At 67.5% G+C, this 25,836-nt stretch carries 29 protein-coding genes; 20 read left to right on the forward strand and 9 right to left on the reverse strand.

From position 1 onward, the window contains the following. Positions 1 to 181 precede the first annotated feature (181 nt). The 3 genes from VSO01S_RS16955 (at position 182) to VSO01S_RS16965 (ending at position 1,379) form a co-directional block, all read left to right on the forward strand. Positions 182 to 427, forward strand: coding sequence for a type II toxin-antitoxin system Phd/YefM family antitoxin (locus VSO01S_RS16955; protein WP_068643987.1), 246 nt, complete (start codon positions 182 to 184; stop codon positions 425 to 427). Further along, positions 427 to 813: a type II toxin-antitoxin system VapC family toxin gene (locus VSO01S_RS16960; RefSeq protein ID WP_068643988.1), complete on the forward strand. Its 387-nt coding sequence runs from the start codon at positions 427 to 429 to the stop codon at positions 811 to 813. The genes VSO01S_RS16955 and VSO01S_RS16960 overlap by 1 nt, the downstream gene beginning before the upstream one ends. A 161-nt stretch (positions 814 to 974) precedes the next feature. Further along, positions 975 to 1,379: a surface-adhesin E family protein gene (locus VSO01S_RS16965; RefSeq protein WP_068643989.1), complete on the forward strand. Its 405-nt coding sequence runs from the start codon at positions 975 to 977 to the stop codon at positions 1,377 to 1,379. Between the two features lie 20 nt (positions 1,380 to 1,399). On the opposite strand, the gene creC is transcribed toward VSO01S_RS16965, so the two are convergent. From creC to VSO01S_RS16990, 5 genes are read right to left on the reverse strand one after another with little or no spacing between them, the layout of a single operon-like run. After that, complete coding sequence (gene creC / locus VSO01S_RS16970; protein ID WP_068643990.1) at positions 1,400 to 2,896, reverse strand: two-component system sensor histidine kinase CreC; 1,497 nt, start codon at positions 2,894 to 2,896, stop codon at positions 1,400 to 1,402. Then, positions 2,893 to 3,654 (reverse strand): two-component system response regulator CreB, encoded by a 762-nt coding sequence (gene creB / locus VSO01S_RS16975; protein ID WP_068644019.1) that lies wholly within the window; start codon positions 3,652 to 3,654, stop codon positions 2,893 to 2,895. The genes creC and creB overlap by 4 nt, the downstream gene beginning before the upstream one ends. A gap of 37 nt (positions 3,655 to 3,691) precedes the next feature. Continuing rightward, positions 3,692 to 4,462: a TIGR04325 family methyltransferase gene (locus tag VSO01S_RS16980; RefSeq protein ID WP_068643991.1), complete on the reverse strand. Its 771-nt coding sequence runs from the start codon at positions 4,460 to 4,462 to the stop codon at positions 3,692 to 3,694. Positions 4,463 to 4,522: 60 nt separating this feature from the next. Further along, positions 4,523 to 4,972, reverse strand: a complete 450-nt coding sequence (gene cueR / locus VSO01S_RS16985) for a Cu(I)-responsive transcriptional regulator (protein WP_068643992.1) — start codon at positions 4,970 to 4,972, stop codon at positions 4,523 to 4,525. Continuing rightward, positions 4,969 to 5,166: a heavy-metal-associated domain-containing protein gene (locus tag VSO01S_RS16990; protein ID WP_068643993.1), complete on the reverse strand. Its 198-nt coding sequence runs from the start codon at positions 5,164 to 5,166 to the stop codon at positions 4,969 to 4,971. Before VSO01S_RS16990 ends, cueR begins: the two co-directional genes overlap by 4 nt. 128 nt (positions 5,167 to 5,294) lie before the next feature. Here VSO01S_RS16990 and VSO01S_RS16995 point away from each other — a divergent pair, with 128 nt between their 5' ends. Further along, on the forward strand, positions 5,295 to 7,532 hold the full coding sequence (locus VSO01S_RS16995) for a heavy metal translocating P-type ATPase (protein WP_068643994.1): 2,238 nt from the start codon (positions 5,295 to 5,297) through the stop codon (positions 7,530 to 7,532). An 84-nt stretch (positions 7,533 to 7,616) separates the two neighbouring features. Here the strand turns inward: VSO01S_RS16995 and VSO01S_RS17000 are convergent, their stop codons facing one another. Continuing rightward, positions 7,617 to 8,753: an alkene reductase gene (locus tag VSO01S_RS17000; RefSeq protein WP_068643995.1), complete on the reverse strand. Its 1,137-nt coding sequence runs from the start codon at positions 8,751 to 8,753 to the stop codon at positions 7,617 to 7,619. A gap of 79 nt (positions 8,754 to 8,832) precedes the next feature. Continuing rightward, complete coding sequence (gene gstA, locus VSO01S_RS17005) at positions 8,833 to 9,441, reverse strand: glutathione transferase GstA (protein ID WP_068643996.1); 609 nt, start codon at positions 9,439 to 9,441, stop codon at positions 8,833 to 8,835. Between the two features lie 192 nt (positions 9,442 to 9,633). Here gstA and VSO01S_RS17010 point away from each other — a divergent pair, with 192 nt between their 5' ends. From VSO01S_RS17010 to VSO01S_RS17040, 7 genes are all read left to right on the forward strand, one after another. Beyond that, positions 9,634 to 9,819, forward strand: a complete 186-nt coding sequence (locus VSO01S_RS17010) for a DUF1328 domain-containing protein (protein ID WP_068643997.1) — start codon at positions 9,634 to 9,636, stop codon at positions 9,817 to 9,819. 364 nt (positions 9,820 to 10,183) lie between these two features. Next, positions 10,184 to 12,145, forward strand: a complete 1,962-nt coding sequence (mnmG, locus tag VSO01S_RS17015) for a tRNA uridine-5-carboxymethylaminomethyl(34) synthesis enzyme MnmG (RefSeq protein ID WP_068643998.1) — start codon at positions 10,184 to 10,186, stop codon at positions 12,143 to 12,145. A gap of 154 nt (positions 12,146 to 12,299) precedes the next feature. Further along, positions 12,300 to 12,947, forward strand: a complete 648-nt coding sequence (gene rsmG, locus VSO01S_RS17020) for a 16S rRNA (guanine(527)-N(7))-methyltransferase RsmG (protein WP_068643999.1) — start codon at positions 12,300 to 12,302, stop codon at positions 12,945 to 12,947. An 89-nt stretch (positions 12,948 to 13,036) separates the two neighbouring features. Further along, positions 13,037 to 13,651, forward strand: coding sequence for a LysE family transporter (locus tag VSO01S_RS17025; protein ID WP_068644000.1), 615 nt, complete (start codon positions 13,037 to 13,039; stop codon positions 13,649 to 13,651). A gap of 9 nt (positions 13,652 to 13,660) precedes the next feature. After that, positions 13,661 to 14,539: a ParA family protein gene (locus VSO01S_RS17030; RefSeq protein WP_068644001.1), complete on the forward strand. Its 879-nt coding sequence runs from the start codon at positions 13,661 to 13,663 to the stop codon at positions 14,537 to 14,539. A 51-nt stretch (positions 14,540 to 14,590) separates the two neighbouring features. After that, on the forward strand, positions 14,591 to 15,145 hold the full coding sequence (locus VSO01S_RS17035; protein ID WP_068644002.1) for an RBBP9/YdeN family alpha/beta hydrolase: 555 nt from the start codon (positions 14,591 to 14,593) through the stop codon (positions 15,143 to 15,145). 8 nt (positions 15,146 to 15,153) lie between these two features. Then, on the forward strand, positions 15,154 to 16,116 hold the full coding sequence (locus VSO01S_RS17040) for a ParB/RepB/Spo0J family partition protein (protein ID WP_068644003.1): 963 nt from the start codon (positions 15,154 to 15,156) through the stop codon (positions 16,114 to 16,116). A gap of 51 nt (positions 16,117 to 16,167) precedes the next feature. Here VSO01S_RS17040 and VSO01S_RS17045 read toward each other — a convergent pair whose 3' ends face one another. Beyond that, positions 16,168 to 17,592 (reverse strand): FAD-binding oxidoreductase, encoded by a 1,425-nt coding sequence (locus VSO01S_RS17045; protein ID WP_068644004.1) that lies wholly within the window; start codon positions 17,590 to 17,592, stop codon positions 16,168 to 16,170. A 220-nt stretch (positions 17,593 to 17,812) separates the two neighbouring features. Between VSO01S_RS17045 and VSO01S_RS17050 the strand changes: the two genes are divergently transcribed. The 7 genes from VSO01S_RS17050 to VSO01S_RS17080 all read left to right on the forward strand — a co-directional run bounded on the left by VSO01S_RS17050 (position 17,813) and on the right by VSO01S_RS17080 (position 24,285). Beyond that, the gene (locus VSO01S_RS17050; RefSeq protein WP_068644005.1) at positions 17,813 to 20,179 is read left to right on the forward strand and encodes a bifunctional salicylyl-CoA 5-hydroxylase/oxidoreductase; all 2,367 of its coding nucleotides are present in this window, start codon (positions 17,813 to 17,815) and stop codon (positions 20,177 to 20,179) included. Positions 20,180 to 20,209: 30 nt separating this feature from the next. Then, a complete protein-coding gene (locus tag VSO01S_RS17055; RefSeq protein ID WP_068644006.1) occupies positions 20,210 to 20,746 on the forward strand; it encodes a MarR family winged helix-turn-helix transcriptional regulator in 537 nt (178 codons plus the stop codon). After that, a complete protein-coding gene (locus tag VSO01S_RS17060) occupies positions 20,743 to 21,618 on the forward strand; it encodes an enoyl-CoA hydratase family protein (protein ID WP_068644007.1) in 876 nt (291 codons plus the stop codon). The genes VSO01S_RS17055 and VSO01S_RS17060 overlap by 4 nt, the downstream gene beginning before the upstream one ends. 4 nt (positions 21,619 to 21,622) lie before the next feature. After that, the gene (locus VSO01S_RS17065) at positions 21,623 to 22,774 is read left to right on the forward strand and encodes an acyl-CoA dehydrogenase family protein (RefSeq protein ID WP_068644008.1); all 1,152 of its coding nucleotides are present in this window, start codon (positions 21,623 to 21,625) and stop codon (positions 22,772 to 22,774) included. 39 nt (positions 22,775 to 22,813) lie between these two features. Continuing rightward, on the forward strand, positions 22,814 to 23,206 hold the full coding sequence (locus tag VSO01S_RS17070; protein ID WP_068644009.1) for a RidA family protein: 393 nt from the start codon (positions 22,814 to 22,816) through the stop codon (positions 23,204 to 23,206). A 51-nt stretch (positions 23,207 to 23,257) separates the two neighbouring features. Then, positions 23,258 to 23,830 carry a cob(I)yrinic acid a,c-diamide adenosyltransferase gene (locus VSO01S_RS17075; RefSeq protein WP_068644010.1) on the forward strand — a complete coding sequence of 191 codons (573 nt, stop codon included), beginning with the start codon at positions 23,258 to 23,260 and terminating at the stop codon, positions 23,828 to 23,830. A gap of 107 nt (positions 23,831 to 23,937) precedes the next feature. Further along, positions 23,938 to 24,285, forward strand: a complete 348-nt coding sequence (locus tag VSO01S_RS17080; protein WP_068644020.1) for a hypothetical protein — start codon at positions 23,938 to 23,940, stop codon at positions 24,283 to 24,285. Positions 24,286 to 24,300: 15 nt separating this feature from the next. On the opposite strand, the gene VSO01S_RS17085 is transcribed toward VSO01S_RS17080, so the two are convergent. Then, positions 24,301 to 24,687: a winged helix-turn-helix transcriptional regulator gene (locus VSO01S_RS17085; protein ID WP_068644011.1), complete on the reverse strand. Its 387-nt coding sequence runs from the start codon at positions 24,685 to 24,687 to the stop codon at positions 24,301 to 24,303. A 113-nt stretch (positions 24,688 to 24,800) separates the two neighbouring features. On the opposite strand from VSO01S_RS17085, the gene VSO01S_RS17090 reads away from it, so the two are divergent. Together VSO01S_RS17090 and VSO01S_RS17095 are read left to right on the forward strand one after the other, a co-directional pair. Further along, entirely contained in the window at positions 24,801 to 25,121 is a 321-nt protein-coding gene (locus VSO01S_RS17090) for a DMT family transporter (protein WP_068644012.1), read from the forward strand. Further along, a complete protein-coding gene (locus tag VSO01S_RS17095; protein WP_068644013.1) occupies positions 25,121 to 25,795 on the forward strand; it encodes an FMN-dependent NADH-azoreductase in 675 nt (224 codons plus the stop codon). The genes VSO01S_RS17090 and VSO01S_RS17095 overlap by 1 nt, the downstream gene beginning before the upstream one ends. Positions 25,796 to 25,836 lie beyond the last annotated feature (41 nt).

The following is a 25,836-nucleotide window of genomic DNA, read 5'->3' on the forward strand; positions in this document are numbered from 1 at the left end:
CCGGCACCGTGCCGGGCTTCGGCGGCAGCGCGCCGGCCGAGGCCATGGGCGGCGCGGCGCCCACTCCCCAGCAGCCTTCGCAGTCGCCGGACCGCAACTGGATCCTGGATCTGTTCAGGCGGTAGGCGCCAGGATTGAAGTTGGACTAAACTAACTTGACTTAGTCCATATAGGGAGCGCCATGCAAACCATCAACATCCACGAGGCGAAGACGCATCTGTCGCGCATTGTCGAACGCGTTGCGCGGGGGGAGTCCTTCGTCATCGCCAAGGCAGGCAAGCCGATGGTCAAGGTGGTTCCGCTCGACGCGCAGGAGGCGGCGCCGCCCAAGCGCCTTGGATTTCTTGCTGGACAGATCGAGGTGCCGGACGACTTCGACACCATGGGTTCGACCGAGATCGAGCATCTGTTCAGCAGCGGCGCCTGATGAAGCTTCTTCTGGATACGCACCTGCTGCTGTGGGCAGCGGGCACGCCCAAGCGACTTTCCGCCGCAACGCGCAAGATGATCGAATCGGCGGACAACACGCTGTGTTTCAGTGTGGCCAGCATCTGGGAAGTTGTCATCAAGCGGGGGCTGGGCCGGCCGGATTTTCAGGTGGACGCGAATCTGCTTCGGCGTGGCCTGCTCGACAACGGCTATGCCGAACTGTTGATCACCGGGGCGCATGTGCTGGCGATGGAAGGGCTGCCATCCATTCACAAGGATCCGTTCGATCGCCTGCTGGTTGCGCAGGCGACGGCCGAAGGGATGACGCTGCTGACCGCGGACTCGAATGTCGCGCTCTATCCTGGACCGATCCGGAAAGTGTGAAGCGTCGACCCGAGGCTTCGTTGCGAACCGCAGACGGGCCGCGGCGTCTTGGCATTTGATCTTTTAAACCTTCGTTTTCATCTCTGCCCACTCTGGGCGTATTCCTTGGTTCGCGCTGCGTGCGCACGGCGATACTCCTCTCTCTGAAAGGAAAGAGGACGATGAGGAAGAAGTCGCTGATCCCGCTGCTGGCGCTGGCGGCCTGCCTGGGCGCGCATGCGGGCTGGAGCGTCGTGGCGCCGCTGGAGGCGAACGATGGCAAGTGGGCGCTCTACATGGACGATGCCGACGTGCAGAAGGAAGGACAGCGCGTGCGCGTCTCCACGCTGTACGACCTTCCGCCGACGGCGCGCCTGGACGTCAAGGACAGGGAAGTCCACTCCATCCGCGACCGCATCGAGCTGGACTGCGCCCGGTCCACCTACAGCTCGGTGGGCTCCAGCTACATCGACGGGCCGATGGGCAAGGGCGACGTGGTCTTGACGCTGGGGGCCACGGCCGAGGAAGAGATCGGCACGAACGTGGCGCTGGCCACCATCGCGAAGAAGGCCTGCTCCGCGCGCTGAGGCGCAGCGCATCGGCAGAACTAGCTCGACGCCAGAGGCAGGCTCAGCGTCGCGATCGCCCCGCCGCGCGGCGCGTTGTCCAGCGCGATGCGCCCGCGGTGCAGGCCGGCGATCTCCTTCACGAAGGCCAGGCCCAGCCCGGTGCTCTTCTTCTGGCTGTGCGGCCGGGCCAGCGAATAGAACTTCTCGAAGACCTGCTCGCGGGCATAGTCCGGAATGCCCTGGCCGTGATCGCGCACGGTGATGCGCGCCTCGCGCGAGCCCACGTGCAGGGCCAGCGCCACCTCGGCGCCGGGCGGCGAGAAATCGATGGCGTTGTCCAGCAGGTTGCTCACGGCGCGGCGCAGCAGGAACGGGTCGCCCTCCACCTTGGCATTGCTGTCGATGGCCACATGCAGGCGGATCTGCCTGGCGGCGGCAGCGTTCTCGGCGCTGGCCGCCACCTCGTGCAGCAGCGGCGCGAGCGACACGGTTTCGCTGCGTTCCAGCGCGCGCTGGGTTTCCAGCGCGGTGAGTTCCATCATGCGGTCGACGATCTCCTGGATGCGCTGCGTCTCGCCGGCGATGTTGGCCAGGAAGTGGTCGCGCTCGGCCTGCGGCATCGAGGGCTCCTGCAGCAGCTCGGCCGCGCCGCGGATGGCCGAGAGCGGGCTCTTGATCTCGTGCGTGAAGGTCTGCACGTAGTCGGCCACGTAGCTGCGGCCGGTGAGGGCGTCGCGCATTTCGCGCAGGCCGCCGCGCAGGGTGTCGACGGCGCGGCGCAGCATGCGAGACAGCGTCAGGCTGCGCTGCTGCCGCAGCCAGCGCAGGTAATCCGAGATCAGGCCGAAGGGCCGCACCAGCCAGATGGAGACGATGACGGTGAGCAGCAGCAGGGCCAGCGCCGAGCCCACGCCCACCCACAGCGTGCGCGCCCGCGCGTCCTGCACGAACTGGCCGAAGCTCTGCACCGGCTTGCCCACGCTCACCACGCCCACGATCTCGCTGCCCCAGCGGATCGGTGCGGCGGCGTACATCACGGAGGTGAGCGGATCGCCCGGCAGGTCGCGCGTGGTGCGTGCGCCGTACTGGCCGGCAAGGGCGCGGCTCACATCGCTCCAGCGCGAATAGTCGGCGTTGAGGTCGCGGCCGGTGGAGTCGAAGATCACGCGCCCATGCTCGTCGGTAACCACCATGCGCAGCTCCACCCGTGTCTTGTGCAGGTTGTAGATCTGCGCCGAGAACTCGCGGGCATACACCGAGCGAAAGAGCGGCTCCAGCCGCTGCGTGTTGATGGCGCCGGCGATCACGTCCTGTTCCACCATGCTGGCCATGAGCTGCGAGATTTCCACCAGCGACTCTTCGGCCGATTCGCGGTAGCGCGGGTCGATGTCGGCCACCACGCGATACAGCAGGAAGGCGATGCCGGCAAAGTAGATCAGCAGCACGCCGAGGAAGATGCGCGTGCGCCGCGAGAGGGCGCCGCGGCTCGTGGCCTGCTGGCGCTGGCGCCGCGTGCCGTCGGGCGAGGGCTTCATTGCGGTGTGGGCGGCAGGTCTTCGTTGAGCGCGTAGCCGGTGCCGCGCAGCGTGCGGATGGGCTCGACCTGCGGCGCCACCTCGCGCAGCTTGGCGCGCAGCGTCTTGATGTGCGCGTCCACCGTGCGATCGAAGCTGTCGCTGGCGTCGTCCCACACCAGTTGCAGCAGTTCTTCGCGGGTGAAGACCCGGCCGGGCCGCTGGATCATCAGGCGCAGCAGGCCGTATTCGTAGCGAGAGAGTTCGAGCAGGCGGCCGTAGTAGCGGATCTGCATGCGCTCGTTGTCGAGCGCAAAGGGCTGGGCGGGTGCTGCAGCGGTGGGCGCTGGCGCGGTTGCGGCGGGAGCGGGCGCGGCACTCGCCAGCGCGCCGCTGCGGCGAAGGATGGTGCGCACCCGCGCCACCAGCTCGCGCGGCGAGAAAGGCTTGGCGATGTAGTCGTCCGCGCCCAGTTCCAGCCCCACCACGCGGTCGATCTCGTCGTTGCGCGCGGTCAGGAAGAGCATCGGCACGTCCGGCCCGCCGGCTGCGCGGCTCATGGCCTGCAGGCGCTTGAACAGCTCGAAGCCGTTCATGTCGGGCAGGCCGATGTCGAGGATGACGATGGCCGGCGGCTGCGACGCGAATTCGGCGAGCGCCGCCTGCGCGGTGGCGCACCACACGGGCACGAAGCCGTCGCTCTTGAGGACGTACTGCAGGGTGTCCGCGATGCCGGACTCGTCTTCGGCGATCAGGACGCGTGGCTGCGAAAAGGACATGGCGCCATGGTAGCGGGGCGTTTCGCGCCCCACGCCGTCAGCGCAGGTCGAAGCAGCAGCCGGCGTAGAAGGGCTTGTCCCCGCCTTCCACGAACGGCACCTCGATGGGCTTGCCTTCATTGCGCCAGCCGTCGAGCCGCTTGTAGCCTGCCGCGGTGAGTTCGGACAGCAGTTCGCTGTGATGCTGGATACGGTACGGGCACGTGGCAAAGCCGATGCTGTTGATCGTGAAGATCGTGCGGTCCGGGTGGACGGCCGCGGTGTTCACGATGATCCGCCTGGGCTTGACCGGCAAGGTGGCAAGGATTTCGGAGAGGCGCTGCGGCAGGTACTGCAGGCTGCCCGAAGCAAAGAGCACGTCGAAGCCCGAGGCATCACCGTATTCGGTGGTGAAGCTCAGCTGATGCGCGCTGCCGAGTTCGGCCGCGAGCTCCCTGCCGGTCTGGGTCACGCCCTTCACGTCGCACACCATCCAGCGCAGGTCGTCGGGGTAGGTCAGCAGGCGGTTGAAGGCGTAGTACTTGATGCCCACGTGGCCGCCGAGGTCAAACACGCTGCGCAAGCCCTCGGCGATCGAGCGGCCGATCCAGAAAAGGGCCGGATAGTCGTAGAAGTAGATCTGATGGGAGTAGAAGTTGCGCGCCTTTTCGGCGTTGTCGTAGCCAACCGGTTTGGCGGCGGGCGCACCCGCTTGTGCGGCCGCGAAGCTCTCGAACGAGCCCATGAACAGGTTGTCGGTCGTGTTCTGGATGAAGCTTTTGCGGTAGCGGGCTTCGCGGATCGCTTGCGGCACCAGGCGCCTGAGCATGAACAGTCTCCAGTTTTCAGATGCGGGAATCGCGCATTCTGCATTTGGATACAAAAGTGTTCAAGAGATACGTGCTAGGTCGTCCAGGATAGGGCAATCGGGTCGCTGGTCCCCTTGGCAGCAATGCACCAGGTGCGCCAGCGTGCGCTGCATGCCCTGCATGGCGGCGATGCGGCGCTCCAATTCTTCGAGGTGGCTCTGCGCAATGCGCTTGACGCTGGAACTGGTGCGGCGCCGGTTGTGCCAGAGGTCGACCAGCTCGGCCACCCGCTCCATCGAGAAGCCCATCTCGCGCGAGCGCTTGATGAAGCGCAGGGTGTGCACGTCGGCCGGGGTGTACTGGCGGTAGCCGCTCTCGGTGCGATGGACTTCGCCGAGCAGGCCCAGCCCTTCGTAGTGGCGCACCATGCGGGCGGAGATGCCCGACAGGCGCGCCGCCTCGCCGATGTTGACCGGCAGGGCGTTGTTCTCCACTGCGCCGTGCGGGGCGCTCGCATGTACGGCGCTCATTGCACCGTGTAGCCGGCGTCGGCAATGGCGGCGGCCAGCGCTTCGCGCGGCTGCTGGCTTTCCACCTGCACCTGGCCCTGGGCGAGCTCGACCTTGACCTGCGCGTTCGCGTCGATGCTCTGCACGGCTTCCTCGACGGCGCGCACGCAATGGCCGCAACTCATGCCGGCGACCTGGAATTGATACTGGCTCATACGATCTGCTCCTTGGCTTGATTGAATGTTGAAAGTGTTATCCATGACACCATGTCAAGGTCAAGCATCTTCCGAAAAATCAAAAAGATGTTGACTCTCACATGATGTGAAGGTCTAGCCTTCATCCCATGAACACAACGACGCAATCCTCTTTGCTGCAAAGCACCGACTTCCTGGTGGGCGGCATGACCTGTGCCTCTTGCGTGAGCCGCGTGGAGCGCGCCCTGATGCGCGTGCCCGGCGTGCAGGAGGCTTCGGTGAATCTCGCCACCGAGTCGGCCCGTGTGGTGGCCGCGCCTTCTCCCGACCTGCAGGCGCGCCTGCGCCGCGCCGTGCGCCAGGCCGGCTACGAGCCGCGCGAGGCTTCGGCCGAGGACGAGGCGGCGGCCGCTTCGCCCTGGGCGGGCTTCATGCCGGTGGCGGTGGGGCTGCTGCTGTCGGCGCCGTTGTTGGCGCCCATGCTGCTCGAACCCCTGGGCGTGCATTGGATGCTGCCGCCGTGGGCGCAGTTCCTGCTGGCCGCGCCGGTGCAGTTCTGGCTGGGCGCGCGCTTCTACCGTGCCGGCTGGCATGCGGCGCGGGCCGGCACCGGCAACATGGACCTGCTGGTGGCCCTGGGCACCAGCGCGGCCTTCGGCCTGTCGCTGTGGCTGTGGTGGCGTGCGCCGGCCGGCGGCATGCCGCACCTGTATTTCGAGGCGGCGGCGGTGGTCATCACGCTCATTCTTCTGGGCAAGTGGCTGGAGTCGCGGGCCAAGCGCCAGGCCACCTCGGCCATCCGCGCGCTGCAGGCGCTGCGACCGGACATCGCCCACGTGGTCGACGCGAAGACGGGCAAGGAGTCCGATGTGCCGGTGGCCGAGCTGCTGGCCGGCGACCGCCTGTCGGTGCGCGCCGGCGAACGCGTGCCCGCCGACGGCGTGGTGATCGAGGGCCGCTCTTCGGTGGACGAATCCATGCTCACCGGCGAGCCGCTGCCGGTGGCCAAGGCGCCGGGCGAAGAACTGACGGGTGGCTCGGTCAACGGCGAAGGCCGCCTGGTGATGGAAGTGCGCACGGTGGGCGCCGAGAGCGTGCTGTCGCGCATCATCCGCCTGGTCGAGGATGCGCAGGCGGCCAAGGCGCCGATCCAGCAGCTGGTCGACAAGGTGGCCGCGGTGTTCGTGCCGGTGGTGCTCGTGATTGCGCTCGTGACGCTGCTGGGCTGGCTGGCGATGGGCGCGGGCATCGAGCAGGCGCTGATCCACGCGGTGGCGGTGCTGGTCATTGCCTGTCCGTGTGCGCTGGGACTGGCGACGCCCGTGGCGGTGATGGCGGGCACCGGCGTGGCCGCGCGGCGCGGCATCCTGATCAAGGACGCCACGGCGCTCGAACTCGCGCATCGCGTCGACACCGTGGCTTTCGACAAGACCGGCACGCTGACCGTCGGCAAGCCGACCCTGACGCAGCTGCTGCCCTTGCCGGGCGTCGGCATGGACGAGCGCGCCTTGCTGGCTGCGGCCGCAGCGCTGCAAAGCGGCAGCACCCACCCGCTGGCGCGCGCGGTGCTCGACGCGGCCAATGCGCAGGGCGTGGCCTTCGAAGGCGCCGTGCTCGACCTGCGCGCGGTGGATGGGCGTGGCATGCGCGGCCGCCTGGGCATCGGTGCGGATGAGGGCGGCGACGAATGGGCGCTGGCCAGCATGCGCTGGCGCGAGGAGCTGGGCGTGCCGGTGCCGACCGAACTGCTGGCGCAGCTGCAGTCGCAAGGCGCGACCATTTCCGCGCTGCTGCGCTTCGACGCAGCCGCCACCGGACAGGCGCAGGCCATGGCGCTGCTGGCCTTCGCCGACGAACCCAAGCCCGAAGCGGCGCAGGCCGTCGCCAGGCTGCGCGCCCGCGGCCTGCGCGTGGTGATGATCTCGGGCGACAACCGCCGCGCGGCGCAGGCCATGGCCGAGCGCGTGGGCATCGCCGCCGAAGATGTGCGTGCCGAAGTGCTGCCCGGCGACAAGGCGGCGGTGGTCCAGGCCCTGCGCGCCGGCGGCCACGTGGTGGCCATGGTGGGCGACGGCGCCAACGATGCGCCCGCACTGGCCGCGGCCGACGTGGGCATGGCCATGGCGCACGGCACCGACGTGGCAATGGAAGCCGCCGGCATCACGCTCATGCGCGGCGACGTGTCGCTGGTGGCCGATGCCTTCGACCTCTCGGCGCGCACCGTGGCCAAGATCCGGCAGAACCTGTTCTGGGCCTTTGCCTACAACGTGGCCGGCATTCCGCTCGCGGCCATTGGCCTGCTCAGCCCGGTGGTGGCCGGCGCGGCGATGGCGCTGTCGAGCGTGAGCGTGATGGCCAATGCGCTGCTGCTGAGGCGCGCGCCTTGAATAGCTACACCCGTAGCCAGCAACACACCGAGGAACCGGCTTTGCCGGGCCTCAGGTGTGGCCTCCCCCTTGGGGGGTGGCGAACTACACGCCGCGCGTAGCGGCGTGAGAAGCCGGGGGGCTCATCTCCGGATAGTCGATGTAGCCCTTGGCGCCGCCACCGTAGAAGGTGGACTTGTCCCAGGCGTTGAGCGGTGCGTCTTCGCGCAGGCGGCGCACCAGGTCGGGGTTGGAGATGAATGGCTTGCCGAATGCCACCAGGTCGGCGCCTTCGGCCAGGGCCTTCTCGGCCAGCACCTTGTCGTAGCCGTTGTTCACCATCCAGGCGGCCTGGCCGCCGGCGTTGCGGTACGCGGCCTTGAGGGCGGCGTAGTCGAAGGGGCGGTCGGCCAGCTCGCGCGGGCCGCCGGTGGCGCCCTCGATCACGTGCACATAGGCCAGGCCCAGGGGCGCCAACTCGCGCAGCACGTATTCGAACAGCGGCTGCGGATCGGCGTCCACCACGTCGTTGGCGGGCGTGACGGGCGACAGGCGGATGCCGGTGCGTCCACCGCCCACGGCCTGCACCACCGCGCGGGCCACATCGATGAGCAGGCGGGCGCGGTTCTCGATGCTGCCGCCGTAGGCGTCGTCGCGCTGGTTGCTGCCGGTCTTGAGGAACTGGTCGAGCAGGTAGCCGTTGGCCGCGTGGATCTCGACGCCGTCGAAGCCGGCGCTCTGCACCGCGTAGCGGGCGGCGCGCTCGTAGTCATGCACGATGCCAGGCAGTTCGGTGAGTTGCAGGGCGCGCGGCTCGGAGGTGTCGACGAAGGTCGGCACGCCGTCCTTGATCAGCACGGTCTTGGTCTTGGCCGCAATGGCGGAAGGCGCGACGGGCTGGCCGCCTGCTGGCTGCAGGTCGTTGTGCGAGACGCGGCCCACGTGCCAGAGCTGGGTGACGATCTTGCCGCCGCTGGCATGGACGGCGTCGGTGACGCGCTTCCAGGCCAGCAGCTGTTCGGGCGCGTACAGGCCCGGAACGTCGGCGTAGCCCTGGCCTTGCTGGCTGATGGCGGTGGCTTCGCTGATCAGCAGGCCGGCGCTGGCGCGCTGCGAATAGTAGGTGGCGGTGATCTCCTGCGGCACCGCATTGGGGGAGCGGTTGCGCGTGAGCGGCGCCATGGCGATGCGGTTGGCGAGTTGGAGGTCTCCCGCCTGGACTGGGTCGAACAGAGTTTTCATATGGGGAAATCGCGGTGAGCCAAAAGCATTAGGGTAAACCCTTGGCTCGCCGCGCGCTGTCACCTAGCGGTCACGGCCCTTATTTCAGGAGGCCTTCTGCCTTCATGGCCGTCTGGACGGCCGGGCGGGCCGCAATGCGCTCGCGGTAGGCCAGCAGGTTCTTCAGGCCGCTGATGTCCACATTGGTGGGCTTGGCCCAGTTGGTGACGGTGAACAGGTAGCCGTCGGCCACGCTGAAATGCTCGCCCATGAGGTACTGCTTGCCTTCGAGTTGGCCGTCGACCCAGGTCAGGCGGGACACCAGCTTGTCGCGGCAGGTGGTCTTGTATTCCTCGGGCGTGTCGGGGCGGAACAGGGGGCTGAAGGTCTTGTGGACTTCGGTGCCGATGAAGGTCAGCCATTCCTGCAGGCGGTAGCGCGGCAGCGTGCCGTTGGCGGGCGCCAGGTTCTTGGTGGGCGCCTGGTCGGCGATGTATTGCACGATGGCCGGGCCTTCGCGCAGCAGGGTGCCGTCGTCCAACTCCAGCAGCGGCACGTAGCCCAGGGGGTTGATGCCGTAGTAGTCGGTCCCGTCCTGAAGCTTGTGGGTCTTGGTGCTGGCCAGCACGGGCTCGAAAGCCAGGCCGGCTTCATGCAGCGCGATGTGCGGCGACAGCGAACAGGCTCCGGGCGAGTAATACAGCTTCATTGCGGAATCTCCTTCTTGGATGGTTTTGAAGTAATGAAGAAAAAAGCCGGTCCATCCTAGCGGGTTCGGTCGGCGGACTTGTCCTACGGGGCATTGCGGGGACGGCCGATGCGGTGCTCGGCTGCGCCTGTCTACGCTGGGCGCACGTGGAACAGGCGAATGCGTGTTTCGCGCCGTGCAGGAGGCAAGTCCATGTTGAAGTACGCCATCATCTTTGCGCTCGTCGCGCTCGTGGCCGGGGCACTGGGTTTTACCGGGCTGGCGGCCGCGGCGGCGGGGATCGCCAAATTCCTGTTCGGCGTGTTCCTGGTGCTGGCGTTGATCTTCCTGGTGCTCGCTGCATTGGGCGTGGGCGCCGTGAAGAGGGCGATCGACTGAGCATGCCGCCGCTCTTGTTGGGGCCGCGGCTGCGGCACGATGGGCGGCGCGGCGATGCGTCGCCGTCTTCGTCATCCCCGCGGCCCAGCCCCGCGCAGCGCGTGGTGCGGGTGTTGCAGGTGACCCGGGCCAACTGGTCCGTGTTGCCGGGCGGGCGACGCAAGGCTCGCCGCGAAAGAGATGGCGGCCCGCGTGGATGAGCCATCGATTGCTATCAAAAGAATAGCATTCGATCGAGGAATGGCGAGGCTCCGGCGACCGAGGGGTTGAAGGGGGCAAGGGGTGCGTAAATTTTGCGCACCGACTAAAATTGAGGGTTCTCCCCGATCCGCAGCGCAAGCGATATTTGCGCCCCCCTTTCCACATGCTCTATCCAGAAGAATTCGACGTCATCGTCGTCGGCGGCGGTCATGCCGGCACCGAAGCTGCCTTGGCCGCGGCCCGCATGGGCGCGCGCACGCTGCTCCTTTCTCACAACATCGAGACGCTGGGGCAGATGAGCTGCAACCCGTCGATCGGCGGCATCGGCAAGGGACACCTGGTGAAAGAGGTGGACGCGCTCGGCGGCGCGATGGGGCTGGCCACGGACGAGGCCGGCATCCAGTTCCGCATCCTCAATTCCAGCAAGGGTCCGGCGGTGCGCGCGACCCGGGCGCAGGCCGACCGCATTCTTTATAAGGCGGCGATCCGTCGCCGGCTGGAGAACCAGCCCAACCTGCAGCTCTTCCAGCAGGCGGTGGACGACCTGATGGTGGAGGGCGACCGGGTGGTGGGCGCGGTGACGCAAGTCGGCATCGCTTTCCGGGCCCGGACGGTGGTGCTGACCGCGGGCACCTTCCTGGACGGCCGCATCCATGTGGGCCTGGACAACTACCAAGCCGGCCGGGCAGGGGACCCGCCGGCGGTCAGCCTGTCGGCGCGGTTGAAGGAACTGAAGCTGCCGCAAGGCCGCCTGAAGACCGGCACGCCACCGCGCCTGGACGGCCGGACCATCGATTTCTCGAAGTGCACCGAGCAGCCCGGCGACGGCATGCCGGGCGGGGCCACGCCGCATATGCCCGTGTTCAGCTTCATGGGCCGGGCCGACATGCATCCGCAGCAGATGCCCTGCTGGATCACCCACACGAATGCGCGTACGCACGACATCATCCGCTCCGGCTTCGACCGCAGCCCGATGTTCACCGGGAAGATCGAGGGGGTGGGGCCGCGCTACTGCCCGAGCGTGGAAGACAAGATCAACCGTTTTGCCGACAAGGACAGCCACCAGATCTTCCTGGAGCCCGAAGGCCTGACCACCAACGAGTACTACCCGAACGGCATCTCCACGAGCCTGCCTTTCGACATCCAGTACGCGCTGGTGCGCTCGCTGCCCGGGCTGGAGAATGCACACATCCTGCGGCCCGGCTACGCGATCGAGTACGACTACTTCGATCCGCGCGCGCTGCTGAGCAGCTTCGAAACCCGTTCGATCAAGGGCCTGTTCTTCGCCGGCCAGATCAACGGCACCACCGGCTATGAAGAGGCGGCGGCCCAGGGGCTGTTTGCCGGCATCAATGCGGCGCTGCAGTGCCGCGGCGAAGAGGCCTGGGTGCCGCGACGCGATGAGGCGTACCTGGGCGTGCTGGTGGACGACCTGATCACCAAGGGCGTGACCGAGCCCTACCGCATGTTCACCAGCCGCGCCGAGTTCCGGCTGCAGCTGCGCGAGGACAACGCCGACATGCGCCTGACCGAGATTGGCCGCAAGCTTGGCTTGGTGGACGACGCCCGCTGGGATGCTTTCTCGCGCAAGCGCGATGCTGTTTCACGTGAAACAGAGCGGCTGAAATCCATCTGGGTGAATCCCCGCAACCTGCCGGCCAGCGAATCGGAACGCGTGCTGGGCAAGGCCATCGAGCGCGAATACAACCTGGCCGACCTGCTGCGCAGGCCGCAAGTGAGCTATGCCGACCTGATGTCCCTGGACGGCGGCAAGTACGCGGCCGGGGAGGGCGTCGAACTCAACGCCACCGAAATCGAGCAACTCGAGATCAGTGCCAAGTACTCGGGCTACATCAACCGCCAGCACGACGAGGTGGAACGTTCCACCCACTTCGAAACCATGAAGCTGCCCGCCGACCTGGACTACTCGCAGGTTGCCGCGCTGAGCATCGAAGTGCGTCAGAAGCTGAGCAAGCACCGCCCGGAGACCTTGGGCCAGGCCTCCCGCATTTCGGGCGTGACGCCCGCCGCCATTTCGCTCCTGCTGATTCACCTGCGCAAGGGCGGCTACCGCGCCTTTGCGGCGCCAGTGGACACGGCTGCGGCGGAAGCGACGGCCGAATGAGCGCCCGCTTCGAGCAAGTTCGCGCCCTCTCGGGAGGAAGCGACAAAGCGACTGAGCGCGGGCGCCAAGTGCCCGCGCCGGGTCGTCCCGAGCAAGCTCGCGTGTTCTTGAGGGAAAGCGAGCCGCACAGAGCCGGCGAGGGCGGAGGCCAAGAATGAGCGCCGATCGCGAGGCCATCCTCCGCCAGGGTGCCGAGGCGATGGGCCTGAATTTGTCCGACGGGCAAACCGCCAAGCTTCTTGCCTACGGCGACCTCATCCTGAAGTGGAACAAGGTCTACAACCTGACGGCGCTGCGCGATCCGGCCCAGGTGCTGACGCACCACCTGCTGGACAGCCTGTCCATCATCGCCCCGCTCCAGAGGCAGTGCCCGCAGGCGTCGCGCCTGCTCGACGTCGGTTCGGGTGCCGGCCTCCCTGGGGCGGTCATCGCCATCATGCGGCCCGAGCTGTCGGTCAGCTGCGTGGATGCCGTGGCCAAGAAGGCGGCCTTTATCCGCCAGGTGTCGGCAGAGCTAGGGTTGCCCAACCTCAACGGCATGCACACCCGGGTGGAGACGATGGGCGGCAGCTACGACGTCATCAGTTCGCGGGCCTTTGCCTCGCTGGCGGACTTCTTCTCCGGCTCGCAGCAGTTGCTGGCGCCGGGCGGGATCTGGATGGCGATGAAGGGCAAACTGCCGAGCGATGAAATCGCGCAACTCGGTGCGGGCACAGTCGACGTGTTTCACGTGGAACAACTGACCGTTCCGGGCCTGGATGCCGAGCGCTGCGTCGTCTGGGCACGAAAAAGCGCGGGCTGAAGCGCAAACAGGGCGCGCGAGGCGCCCCGCAAGCGAGTGCCTCGCGTAGACTCGAAGCACTCCCCCACAATCTTTTCTCAGACCCCATCATGTTCGGCATTGCTGACTATGGCGCCTTTGTCGCCGCCATCATCGTTTTCCTCCTGATCCCGGGGCCGGGCAACCTGGCGTTGATCACCTCGACGGGGAAGGGCGGCATCCAGGGCGGGCTGGGCGCCGCGTTGGGTCTGATCCTGGGTGACCAGTGCCTCCTGTGGGCGGCAGTCGCGGGCGTGGCGGCGCTGCTGGCGGCGTATCCGGCCGCCTTCCATGCGGTCCAGTGGCTCGGCGCCGCCTACCTGGCATGGCTGGGCTTCAAGATGATCCGCGCCAAGCCGGGCGCCGGCCCCATCCTCCATATCCGTCCGGGCCAGTACACGCGGCAAGCCTTTCTCATCACCTTGCTCAACCCCAAGGCCATCGTCTTCTACATGGCCTTCTTCCCGCTGTTCATCGATCCAGCGCAGCACCAGGGCATGACGACCTTCGGCGTGATGGCCCTGACCATCGCGACGCTGACCTTCGCCTATTGCCTCACCATGGTGCTGCTCACGCACTTCCTGGCCGAGCGCATCCGCGCCAATCCCAAGCTCTCGGGCGCGCTGGAGAAGCTGGCCGGCATCTTCCTGGTCGGCTTCGGCGTCAAGCTGGCCATTTCGAACTGACGGCGGCACATGGCAAGAATCTTCTGCATCGCCAACCAGAAGGGCGGCGTCGGCAAGACCACCACCACCGTCAACCTCGCAGCCGGCCTGGCCCGCCTGGGCCAGCGGGTGCTGATGATCGACCTGGACCCCCAGGGCAATGCCACCATGGGTTCCGGCGTGGACAAGCGCCAACTGGAAATGACGGTGTACGACGTGCTGCTGGAGTCCGCTTCCGTGGCCGAGGCGCGCGTGCGGCCCGAGCGCCTGGTGGAAGGGGGGTGCGGGTACGACGTGCTGGGCGCCAACCGCGAGCTGGCAGGTGCCGAAGTCGAAATGGTCACCCTCGACCGGCGGGAGAAGCGCCTACGCACGGCGCTGGCCGCGGTCGGGGCCGAATACGACTTCGTGCTGATCGACTGCCCGCCCAGCCTGAGCCTGCTGACCTTGAACGGCCTGTGCGCCGCGCATGGGGTGATCGTGCCGATGCAGTGCGAATACTTCGCGCTCGAAGGCCTGACCGACCTGGTCAACACCATCAAGCAGGTGCATGCCAACCTCAACAAGAACCTGCAGATCATCGGCCTGCTGCGGGTGATGTTCGATCCGCGCATCACCCTGCAGCAGCAGGTGAGCGACCAGCTCAAGGCGCACTTCGGCGAGAAGGTCTTCGACACCGTCATTCCGCGCAACGTCCGGCTGGCCGAGGCGCCGAGCTACGGGCTGCCCGGCGTGGTCTTCGACGCGTCCGCCAAAGGCAGCCAGGCCTTCGTCAGCTTTGCCGAGGAAATGATCCAGAAGATGCCGCCGGCGCAGCCCGCCTCCGTGGCCGCACCCGAACCACCGGAGGCGCCGGCCGTGCTGCCGTCCGTCGCGGTGGCGGCGCCTGCTGAAGTTGAACAAAAGTAACGCCAAGGCCTTGCCCGCAAAGGCTTTGTCGCTATCAATTTAGTAGCAAAGATGAGCAATACCCAAGTCCTGCTGCTGCCGGGCTGGCAGAACAGCGGACCGGAGCACTGGCAAAGCCGCTGGGAAGATCGCTACGGCGACCGGCGCGTCCAGCAGCATGACTGGATGCGTCCGCTGCGCGGCGACTGGCAGATCCAGCTGGAAGAGGCGGTGCTGGCGGCCAGCCAGCCCGTCGTGTTCGCCGCCCACAGTCTGGGCTGCATCCTGGTCGCCTGGTGGGCCCAGCATTCGCGGAACACGCACAAGGTGCGCGGCGCCTTGCTTGTGGCACCTGGCGACGTGGAGCGCGACGACCTGCGCCAGATGATCCCCGGCTGGGCGCCGATTGCGCGGCAGCGGCTGCCTTTCCCGGCGCATCTCATCGCGGCCGACGACGATCCGTACTGCGAGGCGGCCCGTGCGCGCCAGATGGCGAAGGACTGGGGCGCCAGCTTCACCGACGTCGGCCCGCGCGGCCACGTCAATGCGGAGTCCGGCCTCGGCGACTGGCCTGAAGGCCGCCGTTGGCTGCAGGAACTGCAGGAATCGAACCCGAAGAAAGACTGAAGAAGACGATGGTCACCAAGAAACCCAAGGGACTGGGCCGCGGCCTGGAAGCGCTGCTGGGGCCGGCCACCGGCGCCACATCGATCGATGACGCGCCGGAAGAGGGCACCACCAGCAAGGCGCCGACCGACCCCAGCACCCTGGCGCTGGACCGCATGGTGGCCGGCGTCTACCAGCCGCGCACGCGCATGGACGAGGGCGCGCTGTACGAGCTGGCCGAGAGCATCAAGGCGCAGGGCATCATGCAGCCCATCCTGGTGCGCCGGCTCGACGAGGAATCGGCCCGCGCCAAGAACGCCGAATTCGAGATCATCGCCGGCGAACGGCGCTTTCGTGCCGCCAAGCTGGCGGGATTGGCCGAAGTGCCGGTGCTGGTGCGCGACGTGCCCAACGAGGCCGCCGCGGCCATGTCGCTCATCGAGAACATCCAGCGAGAAGACCTCAATCCGCTGGAAGAAGCGCAGGGTTTGCAGCGACTTACCAGCGAATTCGGCCTGACGCACGAACAGGCCGCGCAAGCCGTGGGCCGCTCGCGCAGCGCCGCCAGCAACCTGCTGCGCCTGCTCAACCTGGCCGCGCCGGCGCAGGAGATGCTCATGGCGGGCGACATCGACATGGGCCATGCGCGCGCGCTGCTGTCGCTGGACAAGGCCGCGCAGATCACCGCGGCCAACCAGATCGCCGCCAGGAAGATGTCGGTGCGCGAGGCCGAGGCGCTGGTCAAGCGCCTGTCGGCCGAGTTCAGCCTCAAGGCCTCGCCGCGGCCCGGGCGCGACGGCGCGGAGAAATCGCGCGACGTGCTGCGGGTGGAAGAAGAACTGGCCGACCTGCTCACCGCCGAGGTCGAGGTGCGCGTGAAGAAGCGCAGCCGCCGCAATGGCAAGGTGGAGGAGAGCGGGGAGCTCGCCATCCACTTCGGTTCCATCGAAGCGCTCAACGGCCTGATCGAGCGGATCCGCCGCACGGCCTGAACATCGGCCGCCCCGGCGGTCAGGCGGCGCAGGCCATGAGCCTGCGCGCGCTTACAGGCTGAAGATCTTCCCGGGGTTCATGATGTTCTTCGGGTCGAGCGCGCGCTTGATCGTGCGCATCATGTCCACCGCGCCCACGCCGGCCTCGTCGACCAGGAAGCCCATCTTGTGCAGGCCCACGCCGTGCTCGCCGGTGCAGGTGCCTTCCAGGGCCAGGGCGCGTGCCACCAGCGCGTGGTTGAGCTGCTCCGCCTTCACGCGTTCTTCCGGCGCATTGGGGTCGAGCAGGTAGCCGAAGTGGAAGTTGCCGTCGCCCACGTGGCCCACCAGGAAGTAGGGGATGCCGCTGGCGTCCGCTTCTTTCACCGAGTCGAGCAGGCAGTCGGCCAGGCGCGAGATCGGCACGCAGGTGTCGGTGGAGATCACGCGGCAGCCGGGGCGTGACTGCACCGCGGCGAAGTAGGCGTTGTGCCGCGCCGTCCACAGGCGCGTGCGCTCCTCGGGCGTGCTGGCCCATTCGAAGGCCTTGCCGCCGTGCTCGCTGGCAATGTCCTGCACCGTCTCGGCCTGCTCCTTCACGCCGGCGGGCGAGCCGTGGAACTCCATCAGCAGCATGGGCTCTTCGCGCAGGCCCAGCTTGGAGTGGGCGTTGACCATGCGCACCGTGTGCTGGTCGATCAGTTCCACGCGCGCGATCGGCACGCCCAGCTGGATGATCTGGATGGTGGTGCGCACCGCATCCTCGATGCTCGGAAAGGAGCAGATCGCGGCCGACACCGCCTCGGGCAGCGGATAGATGCGCAGGGTGATTTCGGTGATGACGCCCAGCGTGCCTTCGCTGCCCACCAGCAGGCGCGTGAGGTCGTAGCCGGCCGAGCTCTTCTTGGCGCGCGTGCCGGTGCGGATCACCTCGCCGCTGGCCGTCACCACCTCCAGTGCCAGCACGTTCTCGCGCATGGTGCCGTAGCGCACGGCATTCGTGCCGCTGGCGCGCGTGGCCGTCATGCCGCCGATGGAGGCGTCGGCGCCCGGGTCGATGGGGAAGAACAGCCCCGTGCTCTTGATCTCGTCGTTGAGCTGCTTGCGCGTCACGCCGGGCTGCACCGTCACCGTGAGGTCGTCCGCGTTCACCGACACCACGCGGTTCATGCGCGAGACGTCGATGCTGATGCCGCCTTGCACCGCCAGCAGGTGGCCCTCCAGCGACGAGCCCACGCCGAAGGGAATCACCGGCACCTCGAACTGGCTGGCCAGCTTCACCGCATCGGCCACGTCCTGCGTGCTTTGCGCGAACACCACCGCGGCCGGCGGCGGCACGTCGAAGGAAGACTCGTCGCGGCCGTGCTGGCTGCGCACGGCCATCGCGGTCGACAGCTGCTGGCCGAAGCGCGCCTTCAGCGCCTCGATCAGCGCTTCGGGCACTTCGCGCTGATGGAATTCGGGCACCAGGTGGTTGACGGCGGTGGGGGCGTTCATGGGGCAGGTCTCCGTGGGGTGGGCGCCGCCAATGGGCGCCAAGCTTTTCATTCTACGAATGCAAACGCGGCCCGGCAGGCAGTCAAACCCTGTCACAGCTTGGGGGCTGGCGCGCGAAAAAGAAAGGCTATAGAATCGTTTAGAACTGAATCATTTAACACTAACCTACCGTGCGGCGGCCTTGCACAACCGCCCTCGGCTTCGAGCAACTGGAGACGCGATGAACATCGTCTGCATCGGCGGCGGTCCGGCCGGCCTGTATTTCGCCCTGTTGATGAAGCAGCAGGACCCCTCGCACGAGGTCACGGTGGTGGAGCGCAACCGCCCCTACGACACCTTCGGCTGGGGCGTGGTTTTTTCGGACCAGACGCTGGGCAACCTGCAGCAGGCCGACCCGGTGAGCGCGCACCAGATCCTGGACGCCTTCAACCACTGGGACGACATCGAGGTCAACATCCGCGGCCACAAGACCCTGTCGGGCGGCCACGGCTTCTGCGGCATCGGCCGCAAGCGCCTGCTCAACATCCTGCAAAAGCGCTGCGAGGACGTGGGCGTGAAGCTGGTCTTCGAGACCGACGTGCAGGACGACACCGTCTATGCCGACGCCGACCTGATCATTGCCAGCGACGGCCTGAACAGCCGCATCCGCACCAAGTACGCCGCCACCTACGAGCCGGACATCGACCTGCGCGACTGCCGCTTCGTCTGGCTGGGCACCACCAAGCTGTTCGACGCTTTCACCTTCGCCTTCGAGGAAACCGAGCACGGCTGGTTCCAGGCGCATGCCTACCGCTTCGACGACACGCACTCCACCTTCATCGTCGAGACGCCGCAGGCCGTGTGGGAACGCGCCGGCCTGGACAAGATGGAGAAGGAAGAGGCGATCGCCTTCTGCGAGAAGCTCTTCGCCAAGTACCTGGACGGCAACCCGCTCATCTCCAACGCCAGCCACCTGCGCGGCTCGGCGCAATGGATCCGCTTCCCGCGCGTGGTGTGCAAGCGCTGGGTGCACCACGACGGCCAAAACGGAGGTCGGCCCGTGGTGCTCATGGGCGACGCGGCGCACACGGCGCACTTCTCCATCGGCTCGGGCACCAAGCTGGCGCTGGAAGACGCCATCGAGCTGGCCCGCTGCATCGGCCAGGCGCCGGGCGACTTGCAGGCGGCCCTGCAGCACTATGAGGAAGTGCGCAGCGTCGAGGTGCTGCGCATCCAGAACGCGGCGCGCAATTCCACCGAGTGGTTCGAGCATGTCGACCGCTACGTCAACCTGCCGCCCGAGCAGTTCGCCTACTCGCTGCTCACGCGCAGCCAGCGCATCAGCCACGAGAACCTGCGTCTGCGCGACAAGCACTACGTCGAGGATTTCGAGGACTGGCTGGCCGAGCGCGCCGGCAAGCAGCGCGGCAGCGCCCAACAGGCGGTGCCGCCCATGTTCACGCCCTTCAAGGTGCGCGGCGTCACATTGAAGAACCGCGTGGTCGTCTCGCCCATGGCGCAGTACTCCTGCGAAGACGGCATGCCCGCTGACTACCACCTGGTGCACCTGGGCGCGCGCGCCATGGGCGGCGCCGGCCTGGTGATGGCGGAGATGACCTGCACCTCGCCCGACGCGCGCATCACCCCCGGCTGCCCGGGCCTGTGGAACGAGGCGCAGCAGGCTGGCTGGAAGCGCATCGTCGACTTCGTGCACGCGCAGAGCGACGCGAAGATCGGCATGCAGATCGGCCATGCGGGCGCCAAGGGCTCGACCCGGCTGGCATGGGAAGGCATCGACCAGCCGCTGGAGTCGGGCAACTGGCCGCTCATCTCGGCCTCGCCGCAGCAGTACCTGGACGGCGTGAGCGCCTGGTCGCGCGCCATGACGCGCGAGGACATGGACCGCGTCAAGGAAGACTTCGTGCGCGCCGCCCGCTTCGCGGCGCAGGCCGGTTTCGACTGGCTGGAGCTGCACTGCGCACACGGCTACCTGCTGTCGTCCTTCATCTCGCCTCTGACCAATCACCGCACCGACGAGTACGGCGGCTCGTTGGCCAACCGCTTGCGCTACCCGCTGGAGGTGTTCCACGCGGTGCGCGAGGTGTGGCCGCAGAACCTGCCGATGTCGGTGCGCATCTCGGCGCACGACTGGGTGGAAGGCGGCATCACGCCCGACGATGCGGTGCAGATCGCCCGCATCTTCAAGGAAGCCGGCGCCGACCTCATCGACTGCTCGTCGGGCCAGGTGAGCAAGAAGGAGCAGCCGGTGTACGGCCGCATGTTCCAGACGCCCTTTGCCGACCGCGTGCGCAACGAGGCCGGCATTGCCACCATCGCGGTGGGCGCCATCTCGGAAGCCGACCACGTCAACAGCATCATCGCCGCCGGACGCGCCGACCTGTGCGCCGTGGCCCGCCCGCACCTGGCCAACCCGGCCTGGACGCTCATGGAATCGGCCAAGATCGGGTATCCGGACATCGCCTGGCCCAAGCAGTACCGCGCGGCCAAGATGCAGCTGGAACGCAACCTCGAGCGCGAGCGTGCGGCCGCCGCCCAGGCGGCCGGTGCATCGCCGCTGGAGCAGGCCAACCGCGCCCTCGGCGTGTAAGAGGGGCAAGACAACAAGAGGGGAATGGCAATGAAACAGAACGATCCGTCGCATGAACTGCTGAGCGAGGCCCACCAGCTGGGCCACGAGGCGCGCGCCCACAGCGGCGACCACGCGGCGCTCAAGCTGTGGCTGCGCATGCTGGCCACCACCACGCAGATCGAGGCGGAGATCCGCAAACGCCTGCGCGAGCAGTTCGACATCTCGCTGGCCCGCTTCGACTACATGGCGCAGCTGTATCGCCAGAAGGACGGCATGAAGATGCGCGCGCTGTCCAAGTACCTGATGGTGACCGGCGGCAACGTCACGGGCCTGACCGACGAGCTGCAGCGCGAAGGCCTGGTGGCGCGCGAGGCCAGCCCCACTGACCGCCGTGCCTGGATCGTGCGCCTCACGCCCAAGGGCCGGCGCCTGTTCGAGACCATGGCGCAGGAGCACGAGCAGTGGATCCTCGAGCTCTTCGCCAGCATGGACGAAGAGGCGATGCAACAGGTGCATGCCCACCTCGGCGAACTGCGCGTTCGCCTGCTTCAGAACAACGACCCCGCTTCGCAGGAGAAGGAATGAGCACGAACGACTCCGCCGCCACGCCACGTGTGGACCCGGCCCTGGCCGCAGGCAACTTCAAGACCGCCGCGGCCTATCAGCCCCAGCACTTCGCGCTGCAGGTACAGGACGGTGTGGCCACCATCACGCTGCACCGCCCCGAGCGCAAGAACCCGCTCACCTTCGACTCGTACGCCGAGCTGCGCGACTTCTTCGGGCAGCACCTGAAGTACGCCACCGACGTGAAGGCGGTGGTGGTGACCGGCGCCGGCGGCAATTTCTGCTCGGGCGGCGACGTGCACGAGATCATCGGCCCGCTGGTGCGCCTGAAGGCGCCCGAGCTGCTGGCCTTCACCCGCATGACGGGCGACCTGGTCAAGGCGATGCGCGCCTGCCCGCAGCCCATCATTGCGGCGGTGGACGGCGTGTGCGCCGGCGCCGGCGCCATCGTGGCCATGTCGTCCGACCTGCGCGTGGGCACTGCGCGCAGCAAGACCGCGTTCCTCTTCAACCGCGTGGGCCTGGCGGGCTGCGACATGGGCGCCTGCGCCATCCTGCCGCGCATCATCGGCCAGGGGCGTGCCAGCGAGCTGCTCTACACCGGCCGCGCCATGGGCGGCGAAGAGGGCGAGCGCTGGGGCTTCTACAACCGCCTGGTCGCGCCCGAGGAACTGCTGGCCAACGCGCAAGCCTGGGCGGCGGACCTGGTGCAAGGCCCGACCTTCGCCAACGGCATCACCAAGACGATGCTGCACCAGGAATGGGCCATGACCATCGAGCAGGCCATCGAATCCGAGGCGCAGGCCCAGGCCATCTGCATGCTCACCGAAGACTTCTCGCGCGCGTACCACGCCTTCGTGGCCAAGCAGAAGCCGAAATTTGAAGGGAACTGATGCCATGAGCGACACGAAGTACCTGGACTGGCCCTTCTTCGAAGAGCGCCACCGCACGCTGGCCCGCGAGCTCGACGCCTGGGCCACGCAGAACGTGCCGCATGCGCACGGTCCCGACGTGGATGCCGAATGCAAGTCGCTGGTGCGCGCGCTGGGGCAGGGCGGCTGGCTCAAGCATGCGGTGGGCGAGCGCATCGACACGCGCGCCATCTGCATCATCCGCGAAACGCTGGCACGCCATTCGGGCCTGGCCGATTTCGCCTTCGCCATGCAGGGCCTGGGCTCCGGCGCCATCAGCCTGGCCGGCACGCCCGAGCAGCGCGAGCGCTACCTCCAGCGCGTGGAGCGCGGCGAGGCGATCAGCGCCTTTGCCCTGTCCGAGCCCGAGGCCGGATCGGACGTGGCGGCCATGCAGTGCAGCGCCAAGGTCGAAGGCGACCAGGTCGTGATCAACGGCGAGAAGACCTGGATCTCCAACGGCGGCATCGCCGACTTCTACGTGCTGTTCGCGCGCACCGGCGAGGCGCCGGGTGCGCGCGGCATCTCGGCCTTCATCGTCGAGGCTGGCACGCCGGGCTTCGAGATTGCCGAGCGCATCAACGTGATCGCGCCGCATCCGCTGGCGCGGCTTCGCTTCACCAACTGCCGCATTCCGCTCACGCAGCGCGTGGGCGCGGCGGGCGAGGGCTTCAAGGTCGCGATGCGCACGCTGGACGTGTTCCGCACCTCCGTCGCCGCTGCCTCGCTCGGCTTCGCGCGCTGCGCGATGGATGCGGCCATGGAGCGCGCCACCACGCGCAAGATGTTCAACCAGACGCTGGCCGACTTCCAGATCACGCAAGCGAAGCTGGCGCAGATGGCGCTCACCATCGATTCGTCGGCACTGCTGATCTACCGCGCCGCCTGGCAGCGCGACCAGGGGCAGAACGTGACGCGCGAAGCCGCCATGGCCAAGCTGGCCGCCACCGAGGGCGCGCAGCAGGTCATCGACGCGGCGGTGCAGATGTTCGGCGGCCTGGGCGTGGTGAGCGAGCAGACGGTGGAGCGCCTGTACCGCGAGATCCGCTCGCTGCGCATCTACGAAGGTGCGACCGAAGTGCAGCAGCTCATCATCGCGCGCGAGATGCTCAAGGCGCATGCGCCTTCCTCGCACTGAACGACGACAACACACAGACAAACGAGACAGGAGAACCTCATGCAAGTGCTTCTTCCAGAAGGCTGGCCGCGTCCCAAGGGCTACGCCAACGGCGTCAAGGTGCGCGGTACGCAGGTCTTCATCGCCGGCATGATCGGCTGGGATGCGCAATGCGTGTTCCACACCGACGACTTCGCGGGCCAGGTGCGCCAGGCGCTGCAGAACATCGTCGACGTGCTGCGCGAAGCGGGCGGCAAGCCCGAGCACATCATGCGCATGACCTGGTACGTGACCGACAAGCGCGAATACCTGGCTGCCGGCCGCGAGGTGGGCGCGGCCTACCGCGAGATCATCGGCAGCTACAACGCGGCCATGACGGCGGTGGAGGTGAAGGCGCTGATCGAGGACCGCGCCAAGGTGGAGATCGAAGTCACGGCGGTGCTGCCGGACTGATTGACCCGTCTGCGGCGCGCACAATGCGAGACCTGAAAAGGAGCATACGCAATGGGCAACCGCCTCACACAGATCGCCACCCGCACGGGTGACGACGGCAGCACGGGCCTCGGGGACAACACCCGTGTCCCCAAGAATCATCTTCGCGTGGCCGCCATGGGCGACGTGGACGAACTCAACTCGCACATCGGCCTCCTGCTGTGCGAAACCATGCCGGCACCCGTGCGCGAGCTGCTGGTGGATGTGCAGCACCAGCTGTTCAACCTGGGCGGCGAACTCTCCATGCCGGGCTACACCCTGCTCAAGCCCGAGGCGCTGCTGCAGCTGGACAACGCGCTGGCCGAGCACAATGCCACGCTGCCGCGCCTGGCGGAATTCATCCTGCCGGCCGGTACGCGCGCGGCGTCGCAGGCGCATGTGTGCCGCACCGTGGCGCGCCGCGCCGAACGCGCCGTGGTGGCGCTGGGCGCCACCGATGCCGTGAACGACACCCCGCGGCGCTACCTCAACCGCCTGAGCGACCTGATGTTCGTGCTCGCCCGCGTGCTCAACCGCGTGGATGGCGGCGACGATGTCTACTGGAAGAGCGAGCGGCTGGCTCGCCAACAGCAACAGGAAGATTGATTTTCCGGCGCCGGCCTACGCCCATGCGGCCGGGCCATGGCTAACATGGCATTCGCGGGCATGCAGGCATGCCCGGTTCCAGATCCAATTCATTCCTCACGATCATCATGAAGACACGCTCTCCACGCATTTGCATCGCGCTGGCCGCACTGCTGATGGCGGGCGCCGCCGCAGCGCAGGCTCCGAACACCGACACCAAGCCGGCCCCGAGCCGCCCCGCGCAGACCATCAAGCCCGTGCCGAAGAACAAGGTGGGCGACAGCATCCAGCATGGCACCGACGCGGCCGGCCGCAGCATCGCGCGGGCCGACAGCGCCACGCGCGACGGCATCAACCGCGGCTCCGAAGCCGCCAGCCGCCCGGTGCGCAACCTGGGCGATTCGCTGGGCCGCAAGCTGGGCCTGGGCCCGACACGCTCGGCACCGCCCGTGGGGCCGCAGGGCCAGCAGCCCTGACCACTTGACTGCCGGCTAGCCGGCCGCCTGGTCGAAGGCCTGCTGCGCCGACACCAGCTTGGCGATGTTCGCCTCCGCCCACTGATCCACCACCACCAGCGTCCGGCTGAGCGAACGGCCCAGGGCGGTGAGCTGGTACTCCACGTGCGGCGGCACGGTCTGGTAGTCGATGCGCTCGACCAGGCCGTTGCGCTCCAGCTCGCGCAGGGTCTGCGTGAGCATCTTCTGCGAGATGCCTTCGATCCGGCGCATGAATTCGCCGTTGCGCACCGGGCCCTCGTCCAGCAAGGGCACGATCAGCAAGGCCCACTTGCTGCCGATGAGCTCGAGCGCCACCCGCGAAGGGCAGCTGGCGCTGTAGACATCGCCGCGTGAAGAAGCGCTGCGCTTTTTACCTGTCATGCCGGGCCCTTTTCTAGATAGGCACCAAAAGGTGCGTACTTGTCTTGTGGGAAGTGTAGACCCAGACTCCGTTCATCTCAATTGCTCATGGATCGAGCTGAAAGGAGTTCCTCATGGCGTGGTTGATCCTGCTGCTGGCAGGTGCTGTTGAAATCGTGATGGCGTCGGCGCTGAAGGCCGCCGACGGGTGGAGCCGGCCGCTGCCGAGCGCCATCGGCATCGTGGCCGCCCTGGCTTCCATCTTCCTGCTGACGCACGCCATGAAGGCGCTGCCCGCCGGCACCGCCTACGCGGTGTGGACGGGCATCGGCGCCGTCGGCGTCACCTTGATGGGCATGGTGGTGCACGGCGACAGTGCCTCGCCCGTGCGACTGCTGTGCGTGGGGCTCGTGGTGGCCGGCGTGATCGGCCTGCGGCTGGTGGAGGCGGCGTGATGCGCGAAGCAGACAAGGAAGAAGGACAGCGCATGCCCACCACGCTGCTGCACGTGATCGCATCGCCCGGCGGCAAGGCTTCGCATTCGACGGCCGCCGCCGCCGAACTGCTGGCGGCCTACCGCGAGCGCAACCCAACGCACCAGGTGCGGACCGTGAACGTGTGGGACCTCGCCATGCCCGAGTTCGACGCGACCATGATCGCCGCCAAGTTCGCCGTCTTGCGCACGCAGGACGCGTCCGATGCCCAGAAGGCCCAATGGGCCAGGGCGGTGGCCATCTCCCGGGCCTTCAACGAGGCGGACCGCTTCGTCTTCAGCCTGCCGATGTGGAACTACGGGGTGCCCTATCGCCTGAAGCACTACATCGACATCGTGACCCTGCCGGGGCAGAACTGGGCCTGGTCGCGCGCCGAGGGCTACCAACCGCTGCTGCGAGACAAGCGGGCCGTGCTGGTCTACTCCAGCGCAGGCGATTTTTCTGCGGAGGCGGCGGCACTGCCCGGTGCGTACGCGGACTTCCAGAAGCCCTTCATGCGCCAATGGCTGCGCTTCACCGGCGTCGACGTGGTCGGTGAAGTCGACGTGGCGCCCACCCTGACCGACCTGCAGCGCCTGGCACGGGTCAAGGAGAGCGCCGCCGAACAAGCGCGTCGCATGGCAACGCTGCTTTGAGCATGCGCGGCGGGGGCGGGCGGCGCGGGTGGCGTTTTTGA

Origin of the sequence: Variovorax soli NBRC 106424, assembly GCF_001591385.1 — a bacterium.
GTDB classification, from domain to species: domain Bacteria; phylum Pseudomonadota; class Gammaproteobacteria; order Burkholderiales; family Burkholderiaceae_C; genus Variovorax; species Variovorax soli.

Bases quoted from the DNA above. Each gene is read 5' to 3' on its own strand.
- VSO01S_RS17065 (WP_068644008.1), top strand. From the start codon at position 21,623: ATGAGCGACACGAAGTACCTGGACTGGCCCTTCTTCGAAGAGCGCCAC.
- VSO01S_RS16965 (WP_068643989.1), top strand. From the start codon at position 975: ATGAGGAAGAAGTCGCTGATCCCGCTGCTGGCGCTGGCGGCCTGCCTG.
- rsmG (WP_068643999.1), top strand. From the start codon at position 12,300: ATGAGCGCCGATCGCGAGGCCATCCTCCGCCAGGGTGCCGAGGCGATG.
- VSO01S_RS17060 (WP_068644007.1), top strand. From the start codon at position 20,743: ATGAGCACGAACGACTCCGCCGCCACGCCACGTGTGGACCCGGCCCTG.
- VSO01S_RS16995 (WP_068643994.1), top strand. From the start codon at position 5,295: ATGAACACAACGACGCAATCCTCTTTGCTGCAAAGCACCGACTTCCTG.
- VSO01S_RS17070 (WP_068644009.1), top strand. From the start codon at position 22,814: ATGCAAGTGCTTCTTCCAGAAGGCTGGCCGCGTCCCAAGGGCTACGCC.
- cueR (WP_068643992.1), bottom strand. From the start codon at position 4,972: ATGAGCGCCGTACATGCGAGCGCCCCGCACGGCGCAGTGGAGAACAAC.
- VSO01S_RS16955 (WP_068643987.1), top strand. From the start codon at position 182: ATGCAAACCATCAACATCCACGAGGCGAAGACGCATCTGTCGCGCATT.
- VSO01S_RS17035 (WP_068644002.1), top strand. From the start codon at position 14,591: ATGAGCAATACCCAAGTCCTGCTGCTGCCGGGCTGGCAGAACAGCGGA.
- gstA (WP_068643996.1), bottom strand. From the start codon at position 9,441: ATGAAGCTGTATTACTCGCCCGGAGCCTGTTCGCTGTCGCCGCACATC.
- VSO01S_RS17030 (WP_068644001.1), top strand. From the start codon at position 13,661: ATGGCAAGAATCTTCTGCATCGCCAACCAGAAGGGCGGCGTCGGCAAG.
- VSO01S_RS17090 (WP_068644012.1), top strand. From the start codon at position 24,801: ATGGCGTGGTTGATCCTGCTGCTGGCAGGTGCTGTTGAAATCGTGATG.
- VSO01S_RS17055 (WP_068644006.1), top strand. From the start codon at position 20,210: ATGAAACAGAACGATCCGTCGCATGAACTGCTGAGCGAGGCCCACCAG.
- VSO01S_RS17050 (WP_068644005.1), top strand. From the start codon at position 17,813: ATGAACATCGTCTGCATCGGCGGCGGTCCGGCCGGCCTGTATTTCGCC.
- VSO01S_RS17000 (WP_068643995.1), bottom strand. From the start codon at position 8,753: ATGAAAACTCTGTTCGACCCAGTCCAGGCGGGAGACCTCCAACTCGCC.
- creB (WP_068644019.1), bottom strand. From the start codon at position 3,654: ATGTCCTTTTCGCAGCCACGCGTCCTGATCGCCGAAGACGAGTCCGGC.
- VSO01S_RS17040 (WP_068644003.1), top strand. From the start codon at position 15,154: ATGGTCACCAAGAAACCCAAGGGACTGGGCCGCGGCCTGGAAGCGCTG.
- creC (WP_068643990.1), bottom strand. From the start codon at position 2,896: ATGAAGCCCTCGCCCGACGGCACGCGGCGCCAGCGCCAGCAGGCCACG.
- VSO01S_RS17095 (WP_068644013.1), top strand. From the start codon at position 25,121: ATGCGCGAAGCAGACAAGGAAGAAGGACAGCGCATGCCCACCACGCTG.
- mnmG (WP_068643998.1), top strand. From the start codon at position 10,184: ATGCTCTATCCAGAAGAATTCGACGTCATCGTCGTCGGCGGCGGTCAT.
- VSO01S_RS17080 (WP_068644020.1), top strand. From the start codon at position 23,938: ATGAAGACACGCTCTCCACGCATTTGCATCGCGCTGGCCGCACTGCTG.
- VSO01S_RS17010 (WP_068643997.1), top strand. From the start codon at position 9,634: ATGTTGAAGTACGCCATCATCTTTGCGCTCGTCGCGCTCGTGGCCGGG.
- VSO01S_RS17085 (WP_068644011.1), bottom strand. From the start codon at position 24,687: ATGACAGGTAAAAAGCGCAGCGCTTCTTCACGCGGCGATGTCTACAGC.
- VSO01S_RS17045 (WP_068644004.1), bottom strand. From the start codon at position 17,592: ATGAACGCCCCCACCGCCGTCAACCACCTGGTGCCCGAATTCCATCAG.
- VSO01S_RS17075 (WP_068644010.1), top strand. From the start codon at position 23,258: ATGGGCAACCGCCTCACACAGATCGCCACCCGCACGGGTGACGACGGC.
- VSO01S_RS16990 (WP_068643993.1), bottom strand. From the start codon at position 5,166: ATGAGCCAGTATCAATTCCAGGTCGCCGGCATGAGTTGCGGCCATTGC.
- VSO01S_RS17025 (WP_068644000.1), top strand. From the start codon at position 13,037: ATGTTCGGCATTGCTGACTATGGCGCCTTTGTCGCCGCCATCATCGTT.
- VSO01S_RS16960 (WP_068643988.1), top strand. From the start codon at position 427: ATGAAGCTTCTTCTGGATACGCACCTGCTGCTGTGGGCAGCGGGCACG.
- VSO01S_RS16980 (WP_068643991.1), bottom strand. From the start codon at position 4,462: ATGCTCAGGCGCCTGGTGCCGCAAGCGATCCGCGAAGCCCGCTACCGC.